Genomic DNA, 13789 nt, shown 5'->3' with positions numbered 1-13789 from the left:
AGGTAGCGACACATGCCCACCGAGGCCACCCGGCGGATCGACCTCGTCTTCTCCCTGTTCGACGCCAACCGCAACGGCGTCGTCGAGGTCGACGACTTCAACCTGATGACGGCCCGCGTGGTCGCGGCCGCCGCCGATTCGGACGAGGCCGCGAAGGCCGCGATCCGCGCCGCCTTCCGGCGCTACTGGACCACCCTGGTCAGCGAGTTGGACACCAACGGCGACGGCGTGATCAGCCGCGAGGAGTTCGGCGGCTTCGTCCTCTCGCCCGAGCGCTTCGGCCCCGCCGCCGGCGAGTTCGCCGACGCCCTGGCCGCGCTCGGCGACCCGGACGGCGACGGCCTGATCGAGCGCCCGCTGTTCGTGGCGCTGATGACCGCGATCGGCTTCGAGCACGCCAACATCCACGCCCTCTTCGACGCCTTCGGCCCCACCCCCGAGGACCGCATCACGGTGGCCGTCTGGGCCGCCGGGATCCGCGACTACTACGCCCCGGACAAGGCCGGCATCCCCGGCGACCTGCTGGTGGGCCAACCGGCCGCCTGATCTCCCCGGGGCGCGCCCGCCCCGGATCGGCTGAGCGACGGCGCCGCCGCCCCGCACCTGCCCGGCGGCGCCGTCCCGCGCTTCGCGCACCGGGCCCACGGCCGCCCGCGCCACCACCCACGACCGGTCCGCCGGCCAGGTCCTGTCCGGCCGATCCTGCCGGACAGGACCTGACCGCGGCTTCCCGAAGTCCGAACACCAGGAGGGATCATGGCCACCGCCGCCCGCCCCCGTGCCGGCGTCGACGAGGGCGTCGGACCGACCGCCCTGATGGTCGCCGCCGCCCGCGCGATCGAGACCCACCGCCCCGACGCCCTCGCCCGGGACGCCCACGCCGAGCACTTCGTGCGCGCCGCCCGGTCTTCCGCGCACTGGCCGGTGCACCCCCGGGACGTCCCGGACGGCGAGGCCGATCCGCTCTGGGGGCGGCTCGGCCGCTACCTCGCCCTGCGGACGAGGGCGTTGGACGACCAGCTGCTGTGGTCCGCCCACCTGGGCGTCCGCCAGGTGGTCCTGCTCGGCGCCGGCCTGGACACCCGGGCCTTCCGGCTCGACTGGCCCGCCGACCTCGCCGTCTTCGAGGTCGACCGGCCCGGGGTCCTCGCGTTCAAGCAGCGCGTCCTCGACCGGGTCGACGCCCGGCCGGCGGCGCGCCGCGTACCGGTGGCCGCCGACCTGCGCGGCGACTGGGCCGACGCCCTCACCGCGGCCGGCTTCCAGCCCGCCGAGCCGACCGCCTGGCTCGCCGAGGGCCTGCTGCCCTACCTGCCCGCCGCCGCCGAACAGCGGCTCGCGGCTGCCGTCGACCGACTCGGCGCCGCAGGAAGCACCTTGGCGTACGAGGCCAAGCTCGGACCGGAGTCCGCGGCGGTCCGAGAGAACCCCGTCTACACGACCGCTCGCGAGCGACTCGGCGTCGACCTGCTCGCCCTGTTCGACGCCGGGCCCCGCCCCGACACCACCGCCGATCTCACCGAGCGCGGCTGGTCCACCACCGTCCACAGCCCGTTCGACTTCACCCGCCACTACGGCCGCGGCCCCCGGCCCGAACCCCACGACGCCTTCGCCGCCAACCGCTGGGTCTTCGCCACCCGGTGACGCCCCCGCTCCGGGCTGCCCCGGCCGGCTCCGGCCCGCCCGGTGTTCGGTTCTGCGCACAGGCCGCCGCCGTACGGGCCCGGCGTGATCCAACGGACACGCCCTAGACTTCGGCCATGCTCAAAGCCGACCGTACCGCCCGGATCCTCACCCACATCACCGAGGCGGGCAGCGCCGATGTGCACGAGCTGGCCGGCCTCCTCCAGGTGTCACCGGCCACCGTCCGCCGGGACCTCCAGGAACTGCACGACCAGGGCCTGCTGCACCGCACCCGTGGCGGGGCGGTCACCGGTGCCGTCAACCTCGAACTGCCGCTGCGCCACAAGCACGGGACGCGGCAGGCGGAGAAGCGGCGGATCGCGCTGGCGGCCGACCGGCTGGTGCCGGACGGCGCCGTGGTGGGCCTGACGGGCGGCACGACGACGAGCGAGCTGGCCCGGGTGCTGGCCGAGCGCGGCGGGATCACCATCGTGACCAACGCGGTCAACATCGCGGCGGACCTCATCGTCCGGCCGGAGGTCCGCCTGGTGGTGGTCGGCGGCCTGGCCCGGACCACGAGTTACGAGCTGGTGGGGCCGGCCGCCGACCGGATGCTCGCCCAGTACCACCTGAACCTCGCGTTCATCGGGGTGGACGGCCTGACCGCGCAGGACGGCTGCACGACGCACGACGAGATGGAGGCCCAGACCGACCGCGCGTTCCTGCACGCCAGCGCGCGGTCGGTGGTCCTGGCGGACAGCACCAAGATCGGCCGGGTGACCTTCGCCAAGATCTGCCCGCTCGCCGAGGTGCACGACCTCGTCACCGACGACGAGGCCACCGCGGCGCAGGAGAAGGCGATCGCCGCCTGCGGGGTGCGGGTCGCGCGCGTCTGACCTGTTCACGCGGGGTGCCCGGCCGGGGAGAACCGGCCGGGCTCTCTGTCGCACCGTCAGTTGTCATGCAACGGTCCGATAACGACATCCGGGCGACACCTCGACCCCGCCGGTCCGCCTCGTGAATACTGCCCGACGCCACGCTCTTTCGAATCTGCTCAGAACCAGCGCTCTTCAAGCAACTAGGATCAAGCGGCGTACGAAGGCGGTAACTGCGGTGAACACACGTGTACGTACCCTCTGGGCGGTCTGTGCCGTCGGCGCGCTCGCCCTCACGGCGTGCGGCGGCAGCAGTGGCGGCGGGTCCTCCCCGAACGGCGCCGTGACGCTCAAACTCGTCGCCGCCGACTACGGCGAGAAGGAGTCCAACAGCTCCAAGGCCTACTGGAACGGCGTCGCCACCGCGTTCACCGCGGCCAACCCCGGCATCAGGGTCGACGTCCAGGTGATGAACTGGAACGACATCGACAAGCAGGTCAAGACGATGATCCAGAGCGGCAACGTCCCCGACGTCCTGCAGACCGGGGGCTACGCCGACAAGGTCGCCGACGACCTCCTCTACAAGGCCGAGGACGTCCTGTCCGCCGACACCCGGGCCGACCTGATCCCGAGCTTCGCCGAGGCCGGCCGGGTCGACGGCGTGCAGTACGGCATCCCGTTCGTCTCCTCCGCCCGCGCCCTCTTCTACAACAAGGCCGTCTTCCAGCAGGCCGGCATCACCCAGCCGCCCGCCACCTGGGACGAGGTGCGCAAGGACGCCGAACTGATCAAGGCCAAGGCGCCCGGGGTCACCCCGTACGCGCTGCCGCTCGGCCCGGAGGAGGCCCAGGGCGAGAGCATGATCTGGGAGCTCGGCAACGGCGGCGGCCCCACCGCCAAGGACGGCACGTACGCCATCGACAGCCAGGCCGACGTCGACACCTTCCGCTGGCTCAAGGCCAACCTCGTCGACCCCGGCCTGACCTACGCCAACCCGGCCACCACCGACCGCAAGACCGCCTTCGCCGACTTCGCCGCGGGCAAGGCCGCCATGGCCAACGGCCACCCCTCGCTGATCCAGATGGCCAAGGACGGCAAGGTCGACTACGGCGTCGCGCCCATCCCCGGCAGGACCGGCCCGCTCGCCTCCACCCTCGGCGTCGCGGACTGGACGATGGCCTTCAAGAAGAACGGCCACCGCGACCAGATCAGGAAGTTCCTCGACTTCGCGTACTCCAAGGACAACACGCTCGCCTTCGACGAGACCTACAACCTGATGCCGGTCACCCAGAGCACCCTGCGCGAGATGACCGCCAGCGGCAAGCACAAGGACCTCGAACCGTTCTTCGCCCTCCTGCCGAACGCCGTCTTCTACCCGCTCGGCAACACCACCTGGGACGCGGTCTCGGCCGAGCTCAAGAAGAGCATCGGCACCGCCGTCGCCGGGGACCCGGCCAAGGTGCTCGGCGACCTGCAGAAGAAGGCCCGGGACGCCGTCGCTAACAAGTAGGACACGCCCGCCCCGGCCCGCGCCCCGTCCGAAAGGCACCGCCGTGTCCCTCGACTCCCCCACCCCCCGAGCCCCCGGGCCCGGCCGGCCCGCCCGGACGGGCTCCGGCCCCGGTCGGCTCGGACCACTGCCGTGGATCGCCCCGGCCGTCCTGCTGATCCTGGCCGTCGTCCTGTGGCCCGTCTACGAGATGGTCCGCACCTCGTTCCTGCGCATCAGCACCAGCGGGTTCGTCCGCGGCTCCGCCGGGCTGGACAAGTACCGCAAGCTCCTCGGCGAGGCCGACCTCGGCCGGGTGCTGCTCTCGACGGTGGTCTGGACGGTGGCCGTCGTCGGCCTGACGATGGCGCTCTCGCTCGGCCTGGCCCAGCTGTTCAACCAGCGCTTCCCCGGGCGCAGGTTCGCCCGCTGGGCCCTGATCGCCCCCTGGGCGGCGTCCGTCCTGATGACCGCCATCGGCTTCCGGTGGATGCTCGACCGGACGGCCGGCGTGCTCAACACCGCGCTGACCGACCTCGGCCTGGTCGACGGCCCCCGGGACTGGCTCGGCGACCCGTCGACCGCCTGGCCCTGGATGGTCCTCGTCGCCGTCTTCGTCTCGCTGCCGTTCACCACCTACACCCTGCTCGCCGGCCTGCAGACCGTCCCCGGCGAGCTGTACGAGGCGGCCCGGGTGGACGGCGCCTCCCCCTGGCAGGCCTACCGGAGGATCACCCTGCCGCTGCTGCGCCCGGCCTTCCTGGTCGGCCTCGTGATCAACCTGATCAACGTCTTCAACTCCTTCCCCGTCATCTGGGGCATGACCCAGGGCGGCCCGGGCAGCGCCACGGCCACCAGCACGGTGTTCATGTACCAGCTGAAGAACACCGACATCGGCGAGTCCGCGGCCATGTCGGTGGTCAACTTCGCCCTGGTGGTGCTGATGGTGCTGGTCTTCCTCAAGGTCGGCCGCTGGAACGGGGAGGAGCGTTGACGGCCCGCCCGCCCGCGCACCGGCCACGCCCGCCCGCGCACCGGATCCGGCCGCGCGCCCTGGTCATGGCGGCGGCGGCCTGGCTGCTGGCGGCGGTCTTCCTGCTCCCGTACCTGGAGATGGCCGTCACCGCGCTGCGCCCCGCCGACGAACTGCGCGACGCGGGCTACCTGCCGCGCCACCCCGCCTGGTCCAACTTCGTCGACGTCTGGCGCGAGTCGACGCTCGGCGCCAATCTCAAGGTCACCCTGCTGGTCGCCGGGGGCTCCACCGTGCTCGCGCTGCTGGTCGCGCTGCCCGCCGCGTACTGCACCGCGCGGTTCAGGTACCGGGGCCGCAAGCTCTTCCTGCTGCTCGTCCTGGTCACCCAGATGTTCCAGCCGACCTCGCTGCTGGTGGGCCTCTACCGCGAGTTCTACCAGCTGGACATGCTCAACTCGGTCTGGACGCTGATCCTCTGCAACGCCGCCTTCAACCTGGCCTTCGCCGTCTGGATCCTCACCGCCTACATCGGCTCGATCCCGGTCGAGTTGGAGGAGGCCGCGCTGCTCGACGGCCTCGGCCGGCTCGGGGCGCTGCGCCGGGTGGTGCTGCCGCTGGCCATGCCCGGCGTGGTCACCGCGGTGATCTTCACCTTCATCTCCGCCTGGAACGAGTTCGTGATGGGCCTGACCCTGTCGACGGCCCCGGAGAGCCAGCCGCTGACCGTCGGCATCAACGGGTTCATCGGCAACTACACCGTGGAGTGGAACTACCTGTTCGCCGGATCGGTGGTCGCGATCGTGCCGGTCGTGGTGCTGTTCGCCGTCATCGAGCGCCACGTGGTCTCCGGGCTGACCGCCGGATCGGTCAAGTAGCCCCGGCCGTCCGGGGTGTCGGGAACGGTGACCCCGCCATTGACATGGACCGGCCACAACTGTGAATGTTGCTTGTATTCCCCCATGTTCAAGCAGCTTCGCGCAGTAAGTGAACATCTCTTGCTCATCCGACGGGAGAACACACCGTGCGCTTGGTACGACCTCGCCTCCGCCGGGCCGCCCTCACCGTGGCCCTCACCAGCATCGCCGCCGTGGCCGGGCCCGCCCTGCCGGCCCGCGCCGCCACCCCCGGCTCCGCCGTCCTCGACGGCGGCCACCAGAGCACCACCTGGCAGAGCCCCACGTACGCCAAGGGCACCCTCGGCGGCGCCGCCTCCTGCCCGTCCGCCGCCCAGGACCCGGACGGCACGGTCTGCGGCCGCTTCGACCTGACCGTCGACGCGCCCGCCGGCTACTGGGACGACAACCCCGAGGGCGGCGTCCCGCTCTCGATCCAGTGGCAGAACCCCACCGACGACTTCGACCTCTACGTCTACGACGCCAACGGCAAGGAGGTCGCCGAGAGCGCGGGCACCGCCAACCCCGAGGCGACCGTCATCCCGAAGGCCTCGGGCACGTACCACGTCCTGGTCGTCCCCTACGACGTGCACGGCGGCTCCTTCACCGGCCGCGCCTACCTGCCGCAGACCGCCGACGCGGGAGACCTCACCTCCTTCTCCGGCGGCCAGGGCAGCTACGACATCGCCGCCGGCACCCTCAAGGCCAAGGTCGACTTCCTCGCCGACGACCAGTTGCGGCTGCGCGCCGCCCCGGACGGCGTGCTCACCGACCCGGCCGGCAGCACGATCATCCGCAAGCAGCCCGAACTCCAGCGCGGCACCTCGTCGTTCGACGCCGGCGACTACTACGGCATCCGCTCCAAGGACCAGGTGCTGCGGGTCTACAAGCACCCCCTGAGGTTCGGCCTGTACAAGGCCGACAACCGCACCGCCGTCTGGCAGGAGGACGCCCCGCTGCGCTGGTCCACCAGCGGGCTGCGGCAGAGCCTGGTCCGCGGCGCCGACGAGCAGTTCTTCGGCGGCGGCGAGCAGAACGGCTCCTTCTCCCACCGGGACAAGACCGTCCACGTCGCCAACAGCACCAACTGGAACGAGGGCGGCTACAACAACTCGCAGCCGTTCTACATCTCCACCGCCGGCTACGGCGTCTTCCGCAACACCTTCGCCCCGGGCAGCTACGACTTCGGCTCGCCCGTGCGCACCGGACAGCAGGAACGGCGCCTGGACGCCTACTACTTCACCGGTGACGTCAAGTCGGTGATCGGCAAGTACACCACCCTGGTCGGCAAGCCCTTCATGCCGCCCGTCTACGGCCTGGAGCCCGGCGACTCCGACTGCTACCTGCACAACGCCAACCGCGGCGAACGCCACACCACCGACGCGCTCAAGGTCGCCGACGGCTACGTGCGGAACCAGATGCCGCTCGGCTGGATGCTCGTCAACGACGGCTACGGCTGCGGCTACGAGAACCTCGCCCAGACCGGCGAGGGCCTGCGCAAGGACCACGCCCAGCTCGGACTCTGGACCCAGAACGGCCTGCCCGACCAGGCCGCCGAGGTCAAGGCCGGCGCCCTGGTGCGCAAGCTCGACGTCGCCTGGGTCGGCAACGGCTACGACTTCGCGCTGAACGCCTGCGACCAGGCCAAGGCCGGCATCGAGGACGGCAGCGACGCCCGCGGCTTCGTCTGGCTGCCCGTCTCCTGGGCCGGCGCCCAGCGCTGCGGCGTCCTGTGGAGCGGCGACCAGAGCCTGTCCTGGGACTACATCCGCTGGCAGATCCCCACCTACGCCGGCGCCACCATGTCCGGCATCGCCTACAACACCGGCGACGTCGGCTCCATCTACCGCCGCGACCCGAAGATGTACACCCGCGACCTCCAGTGGAAGTCCTTCCTCCCGGCCATCATGACCATGGACGGCTGGGCCAGGGACATGGCCGGCAAGGAGCAGCGCGACCAGCAGCCCTGGCTGGACGGCGAGCCCTACACCTCGATCAACCGCAAGTACCTCCAGCTGAAGGAGCGGCTGCTGCCGTACATGTACACGCTGTCGGCGGAGGCCACCAGGACGGGCGTCGGCGCGGTGCGTCCGCTCGCCCTGGAGTACCCGGACGACCCGGCGGCCCTCGGCCCGAACGCCAAGTACGAGTTCCTGGCCGGGCCGGACTTCCTCGTCGCGCCGGTCTACTCGGACACCTCGGTGCGCGACGGCATCTACCTGCCCAAGGGCACCTGGACCGACTACTGGACCGGGCGCACCTACCAGGGCCCCACCACGGTCAACGGGTACTCCGCGCCGCTGGACACCCTGCCGCTGTTCGTCAAGGGCGGCTCGATCGTGCCGATGTGGCCCGAGGGCACGCTGTCCTGGGAGAACCGGGACCGCACCCGGCTCGACTACGACCTCTACCCGCAGGGCGACTCCTCCTACACCCTGTACGAGGACGACGGCGTCACCCGCGGCTTCGCCGCCGGCGCCTCGGCCACCCAGCGGGTGGACGTCCGCGCCCACGGGCCGGTCACCGTCGTCAAGGTCGGTGCCAGCGTGGGGAGTTACACCGGCAAGCCGGCCGAGCGGGGGTACCGCTTCACCGTGCACGGCAAGCCCGCCCCGCGCCTGGTCGTCACGCAGGGCGGACCGCTGCCCCGGCTGGACTCCGCGGCGGCGCTCGACTCGGCCGCCTCGGGCTGGTACTACGACGCCGCGACCGGGGTCACCCAGGTCAGGACGCCCGCCGTCGCCACCGACCACGGCTTCTCCGTCGAACTGATCCACGGCGGCCACTGACCGGCCGGACGCCGCAGGGCCCCCTCGCGAACCGCCGCGAGGGGGCGCTGCGGCGTTCCGGGGCCGCTGTGTCCGGGGCATTCCCCGGCCCGCCCCCGTCCCGTAGCGTGGCGGGGGTGAACGCGAACCCGTCCACCCCCGCCCGGTACGACGCCGTGATCGTCGGCGGCGGCCACAACGGGCTGGTGGCCGCCGCCTACCTCGCCCGGGCCGGACGCCGGGTCCTGCTGCTCGAACGGCTGCCCCGGGTCGGCGGGGCCGCCGTCTCCGCCCGGGCGTTCCCCGGCGTGGACGCCCGGCTGTCGCGCTACTCCTACCTGGTCAGCCTGCTGCCGCGGAAGATCGTCCAGGAGCTGGGCCTGCGGCTCGACCTGCGGCGCCGCCGGATCGCCTCGTACACGCCCACCGTCCGGGACGGGAAGCCCACCGGCCTGCTGGTGGACGCCGCCGACCCCGGCCGGACCGGGGAGGCGTTCCGGGCGCTCACCGGAACCGACCGGGAGTGGGAGGCCTGGCAGCGCTTCTACGGCATGACCGGGCAGGTCGCCCGACGGGTCTTCCCGACCCTCACCGAGCCGCTGCCCGCACGCGCCGAACTGCGCCGGCGGATCGCCGACGACGCCGCCTGGACCGCCCTGTTCGAACGGCCGCTGGGCGAGACGATCGAACGGACCTTCAGCGACGACCTGGTCCGCGGGATCGCCCTGACGGACGCGCTGATCGGTACCTTCACCCACGCCCACGACCCCTCGCTCCGGCAGAACCGCTGCTTCCTCTACCACGTGATCGGCAACGGGACGGGCGACTGGGACGTCCCGGTCGGCGGCATGGGCGCGGTGACGGACGCGCTGGCCGAGGCGGCCCTGGCCGCCGGCGCGGAGATCCGCACCGGGTGCGAGGTCACCGCCATCGCCACCGACGGCCACGGCGACGCCGAGGTGACGTACCGTCACCAAGGCGGCGAGGCCACGGCGGCGGGCCGCCGGGTGCTGGTCAACGCCGCCCCGGCCACCCTGGCCCGCCTCCTCGGCGAGGAGCCCGGGCCCGCGCCCGAGGGCGCCCAGCTGAAGGTCAACCTGGTGCTGCGCCGGCTGCCGCGGCTCCGGGACACCGGCGCGGACCCCCGGGAGGCCTTCGCGGGCACCTTCCACATCGCCGAGGGCTACCGGCAGTTGGAGACCGCCTACGCCGAGGCGGCGGCCGGCCGGATGCCCTCCGCGCCCCCGTCGGAGATCTACTGCCACACCCTCACCGACCCCACCATCCTGGGCCCCGAAGCCGTCCGCCAGGGCCTCCAGACGCTGACCCTGTTCGGCCTGCACATGCCCGCCCGGCTGTTCACCGACCCGGCCGCCAAGGAGCGCGCCCTGGCGGCCAGTCTGGCCCAACTGGACGAGGTGCTGGCCGAACCGATCGCCGACTGCCTCGCGCCGGACGCCACCGGCCGGCCCTGTGTGGAGGCCAAAACCCCGCTCGACCTGGAACGGGAGATCGGCCTGCCCGGCGGCCACATCTTCCACCGGGACCTCTCCTTCCCGTTCGCGACCGGGCCCGTGGACGGCCCCGCCGCCCGCTGGGGCGTGGCGACGGCCCACCCGAACGTCCTGCTGTGCGGCGCGGGCGCCGTCCGCGGCGGCGGAGTCAGCGGCATCCCCGGCCACAACGCCGCCCGGGCCGCCCTCGAAGCCCTCTCCGGTTAGCCCCGGTCGGCGTCGGCCCCGGCGCCGGTCAGCTCCGGTCGGCGGCGGCCCCGGCGATGGCCTCGGCGGTGGTCTTCAGGTCGTGCAACCACCCGTCGAGGCCCTGGCGCAGGATCCCGGTCGCGGTGGGAATGTCCGCGTCGACCTGGGGCCCGGTGTGGGTCTCCTCGGTGCTCACCCGGACGCCGCCCTCGACCTTGGTGAAGTTCCACACGTGGACGCCGTCGATGTGCAGCCCTTCGGCGACGGCGGGGCCCGTCCAGCGGATGCAGGACTCCCGCTTGAGCTGCTGGACGGTCGAGGTGATGTCCAGGCTGGTGGCGGCGGTCGCGGGGTTGGGCGGGAGCGGGGTCGTCCACCGGAACGCCGAACCCGGGCGCAGGCGGCCGTGGTCGAGGCGCTCCGCGCTCGCGACGGGGCCCTGCCAGGACGGCCAGCGCTCCACGTCGGTCTGGAGCTTCCAGATGGTGCGCAGCGGCGCGTGGATCACCGTCTCGGTCCGGTAGCGGACCTGGGCCCGGGGATCGACGCCCTGGCCGCGGCAGGTCAGGGACGGACCGGGGCGCGAGGTGGCGGCCCCGGCGGGCGCGGCCGCGGTGCCGAGGAGGCTGACGACGAGCGGGACGGCGAACAGGGCGGCGCGGACGCCGGTGCTGCGGGTGCCGGACATGGGATTCCCCTTGATCGAGTGTCAGTTGGCGGGCGGGTGTTGCCTGTCGGGCTGCGGGCGAGGCTGCGGCAGCCCCGCACGCGATAGATGCTTGCGCGTTCGTTAGAAGTTATAACGCTAATCTGCGTAAGAGGTCAACGGCTTTCGTGACACCCTCTAACCAGGGGCCGGGCGACGGGCGGCCGAGCGCCCCAAACTCTCCTTATGGGACGGAACGTGTCGAACCCGGGACCCTACGTGACCTTCATCCCTGCCCCAGGTCGACGCACCACCGCGCCACCGGGCCATAAGTTCTGCTTGGCAAGGGGCCTATGAACCGTCGTTGGACGCGGCGGCGCGATCGGCTCGATGTTGGCCGTATGACGTCTCCCGCTGCGTCCGACGCGGCCGCCGTGAACCAGAGCAGGACCCCGCACGAGATCGCCGTGGTGGGCGCAGGCGCCGCCGGCACCCTCACGGCGCTGCGCCTGCTCCACCACGCGGCCGCCGGGAGACCCGCACCGGCCCGGATCTGGCTCATCGACCCCGGGCCCGCAGGCCCGGGGCTGGCGTTCGGTACCGACGCGCCGCACCACCTGCTGAACGTCCCGGCCGGCCGGATGAGCGCCCACCGGGACGACCCCGGCCACTTCGTGCGCTGGCTCGGCGACCGCGGCGGCGAGCACGACTTCGTCCCCCGGCGCCTCTTCGGCCGCTACCTCGCCGAGAGCCTGGCAGCGGCTGCCTCCGGCCCCGGCACCCCCGACCTGGTCCGAGTGCCCGACCGCGTCGTCGCCCTCGCCCACCGGCCGCTGGCGACCACCCCGCCGCTGCGCCTGTGGCTGCACGACGGGCCGCCGCTCGACGTCGACGCGGCGGTGCTGGCCCTGGGCAACTTCGCACCCGGCCAGGCCTGGGCACCGCCGGCGCTGCGCGACTCCGGGCGGTTCCTGGCCGACCCCTGGGCACCCGGCGCCCTCACGGCCGTCCCCGAGGACCGCGACGTCCTGCTCGTCGGCACCGGCCTGACCATGGTCGACATGGCGCTCAGCCTGCAACGCCCCGGACGCGTCGTCCACGCCCTGTCCCGGAACGGCCTGGTCCCCCGACCGCACGCCGCCACCCCGCTCACCGCGCCCGCCACCCCGGCCACCCCGCAGCTCGACGCCCGTGCGGGGCTGCCCGCGCTGCGCCGGGCGGTACTGTGCCAGATCGCCCGCTGCCGCCGCGTCCACGGCGACTGGCGGGCCGGGGTCGACAGCCTCCGCCCCCTCACCAGCGCCCTGTGGCAGCAGCTCTCACCCGCCGACCAGGCCCGGCTGCTGGCCCGGGACCTCCGGCTCTGGGAGACCCACCGCCACCGGATCCCGCCGGTCAGCGCCAGGGCCCTGCGCACCGCCGTCGACGCGGGCCTGGTCAGCATCGGCCGGGGCACCGTGACCGACGCCAAGACCACCGCGGACGGCCCCGGCGAGGTCGGCGAGGTCATCGACGTCCGGCTGGACGACGGCCGCGCGCTGCGGGTGGGGGCGGTGCTGAACTGCACCGGCTCCGAGGCCGAACTCACCCGGGTCGACGACCCGCTGATCACCGACCTGCTCACCACCGGCCTCGGCTCCCCCGCCCCCGTCGGCGGCGGCTTCGACACCGCCGCCGACGGCCGGCTCCTCCCCGCGGGCGGCCGGGCTCCGGCGCCGCTGTGGACGCTGGGCTCGCTGCGGCGCGGCAACCTGCTGGAGACGACCGCCATCCCGGAGATCCGCTGCCAGGCCGACGACCTCGCCCTGCTGCTGGGCCGCAGCGCGGCGGGAACGCCGAGCGGGCCGGGAGCGCCGAACGGAGCGGTACCGGCCCGCTGAGCGGGCGTGCACGTCAGCGGCCCGCGGCGCGACCGGACGCGCCGCGGGCCGGGCCGCACCCGGCCGGGCCCGGTCAGGCCTGGCCGGTCGTCGAGAGCGCCACCACCTTCGTCACCGAGCCGTCGTCCCCGAGGACGTCGCGCAGGTGCCGGAAGCCCAGCCGTCGACACATCGCCAGGCTCGGGGCGTTCTCCGCACCCACCATGCCGTAGACCTCCTTGAGCCCCAACTCGTCGGCGGCGTAACGGATCAGTCCGCGGACCACCTCGGTGCCCAGGCCCCGGCCCCAGAACTCCGGGGCGAGGGCGGTGACCAGCTCGTGGCCGTCGACGTTCCCGGTCTTCTTCACCTCGGCGTGGCCCGCGTACCTCCCGTCCAGCCACAGGCCCCACACGTCGAAGATCCGCTGCGGGTACACGTCGGTCAGGATCGCGCGGAACAGCGCGCGGATCTGCGGCTCGGGCACCAGGTCCTGGCCCATCCAGCTGCACACGTCAGCGTTGCGGAGGAGGGAGACGAAGGCGTCCTCGTCCTCGGCCCGGTAGGGGATGAACTCCAGGTGTTCGGTGCGCAGCGAAGGGGTCACGGTCAGCTCCTCGGGGTTGTCGTGGGACGGAAGTGCTGCGACCGGTCAGGATCCGGCGCTCTCCATGCGCTCGCGCAGGCTCCGCGGCCGCATGTCGGTCCACACCTCGTCGACGTAGGCGGTGCACTCCGCCTCGGTGCCCTCCTGGCCGACGGGCTGCCAGCCGGCGGGCACGTCGAGGTCGACCGGCCAGAGGGAGTACTGCTCCTCGTCGTTGCGCAGCACCTGGTAGCGGGTGTTCTCGTCCATGTCGTACTCCTTCGTCGTTGTCGGGTTTCCAGCGGTGGTCTTGCGCGGTGGTCTGACAGCAGGGGGTTCAGCGGCGGGTGGTCGTCGGTGGGTGGGCGGCC

Annotated in this window: 12 protein-coding genes; 9 read left to right on the top strand and 3 right to left on the bottom strand. The window is 73.0% G+C overall.

The genetic code is table 11. The features are described from left to right. Positions 1 to 12: 12 nt before the first annotated feature. From AC07AL_RS14170 to AC07AL_RS14135, 8 genes are all read left to right on the top strand, one after another. Complete coding sequence (locus tag AC07AL_RS14170; RefSeq protein WP_363586602.1) at positions 13 to 546, top strand: EF-hand domain-containing protein; 534 nt, start codon at positions 13 to 15, stop codon at positions 544 to 546. A 210-nt stretch (positions 547 to 756) separates the two neighbouring features. After that, positions 757 to 1644, top strand: coding sequence for an SAM-dependent methyltransferase (locus AC07AL_RS14165; protein ID WP_363586603.1), 888 nt, complete (start codon positions 757 to 759; stop codon positions 1642 to 1644). Positions 1645 to 1760: 116 nt separating this feature from the next. Further along, entirely contained in the window at positions 1761 to 2519 is a 759-nt protein-coding gene (locus AC07AL_RS14160) for a DeoR/GlpR family DNA-binding transcription regulator (RefSeq protein ID WP_478317559.1), read from the top strand. A 217-nt stretch (positions 2520 to 2736) separates the two neighbouring features. Beyond that, on the top strand, positions 2737 to 4008 hold the full coding sequence (locus tag AC07AL_RS14155; RefSeq protein ID WP_363586605.1) for an extracellular solute-binding protein: 1272 nt from the start codon (positions 2737 to 2739) through the stop codon (positions 4006 to 4008). A gap of 43 nt (positions 4009 to 4051) precedes the next feature. Further along, complete coding sequence (locus AC07AL_RS14150; RefSeq protein ID WP_363586606.1) at positions 4052 to 4981, top strand: carbohydrate ABC transporter permease; 930 nt, start codon at positions 4052 to 4054, stop codon at positions 4979 to 4981. Beyond that, complete coding sequence (locus AC07AL_RS14145; protein WP_400985108.1) at positions 4978 to 5838, top strand: carbohydrate ABC transporter permease; 861 nt, start codon at positions 4978 to 4980, stop codon at positions 5836 to 5838. The genes AC07AL_RS14150 and AC07AL_RS14145 overlap by 4 nt, the downstream gene beginning before the upstream one ends. Before the next feature lie 152 nt (positions 5839 to 5990). Further along, positions 5991 to 8645 carry a glycoside hydrolase family 31 protein gene (locus tag AC07AL_RS14140; protein WP_478317558.1) on the top strand — a complete coding sequence of 885 codons (2655 nt, stop codon included), beginning with the start codon at positions 5991 to 5993 and terminating at the stop codon, positions 8643 to 8645. A 116-nt stretch (positions 8646 to 8761) separates the two neighbouring features. Further along, complete coding sequence (locus AC07AL_RS14135; RefSeq protein WP_478317557.1) at positions 8762 to 10345, top strand: phytoene desaturase family protein; 1584 nt, start codon at positions 8762 to 8764, stop codon at positions 10343 to 10345. A 28-nt stretch (positions 10346 to 10373) separates the two neighbouring features. On the opposite strand, the gene AC07AL_RS14130 is transcribed toward AC07AL_RS14135, so the two are convergent. Next, entirely contained in the window at positions 10374 to 11015 is a 642-nt protein-coding gene (locus AC07AL_RS14130) for an SRPBCC family protein (protein WP_478317556.1), read from the bottom strand. A 359-nt stretch (positions 11016 to 11374) separates the two neighbouring features. Here AC07AL_RS14130 and AC07AL_RS14125 point away from each other — a divergent pair, with 359 nt between their 5' ends. Beyond that, positions 11375 to 12853: an FAD/NAD(P)-binding protein gene (locus tag AC07AL_RS14125; RefSeq protein WP_478317555.1), complete on the top strand. Its 1479-nt coding sequence runs from the start codon at positions 11375 to 11377 to the stop codon at positions 12851 to 12853. Between the two features lie 73 nt (positions 12854 to 12926). On the opposite strand, the gene AC07AL_RS14120 is transcribed toward AC07AL_RS14125, so the two are convergent. Both AC07AL_RS14120 and AC07AL_RS14115 read right to left on the bottom strand, forming a co-directional pair. After that, the gene (locus tag AC07AL_RS14120) at positions 12927 to 13439 is read right to left on the bottom strand and encodes a GNAT family N-acetyltransferase (RefSeq protein WP_363586611.1); all 513 of its coding nucleotides are present in this window, start codon (positions 13437 to 13439) and stop codon (positions 12927 to 12929) included. Between the two features lie 45 nt (positions 13440 to 13484). After that, positions 13485 to 13688, bottom strand: a complete 204-nt coding sequence (locus AC07AL_RS14115; protein WP_363586612.1) for an MbtH family protein — start codon at positions 13686 to 13688, stop codon at positions 13485 to 13487. Between the last annotated feature and the right edge of the window lie 101 nt (positions 13689 to 13789).

Source organism: Kitasatospora sp. NPDC043949, from assembly GCF_056435365.1.
This window is presented reverse-complemented; position numbering and strand designations above follow the sequence as displayed.

What these genes read in the sequence shown, in the direction of transcription:
- AC07AL_RS14170 (WP_363586602.1), top strand. Translation starts at nt 13, where the DNA reads ATGCCCACCGAGGCCACCCGGCGGATCGACCTCGTCTTCTCCCTGTTC.
- AC07AL_RS14165 (WP_363586603.1), top strand. Translation starts at nt 757, where the DNA reads ATGGCCACCGCCGCCCGCCCCCGTGCCGGCGTCGACGAGGGCGTCGGA.
- AC07AL_RS14160 (WP_478317559.1), top strand. Translation starts at nt 1,761, where the DNA reads ATGCTCAAAGCCGACCGTACCGCCCGGATCCTCACCCACATCACCGAG.
- AC07AL_RS14130 (WP_478317556.1), bottom strand. Translation starts at nt 11,015, where the DNA reads ATGTCCGGCACCCGCAGCACCGGCGTCCGCGCCGCCCTGTTCGCCGTC.
- AC07AL_RS14125 (WP_478317555.1), top strand. Translation starts at nt 11,375, where the DNA reads ATGACGTCTCCCGCTGCGTCCGACGCGGCCGCCGTGAACCAGAGCAGG.
- AC07AL_RS14115 (WP_363586612.1), bottom strand. Translation starts at nt 13,688, where the DNA reads ATGGACGAGAACACCCGCTACCAGGTGCTGCGCAACGACGAGGAGCAG.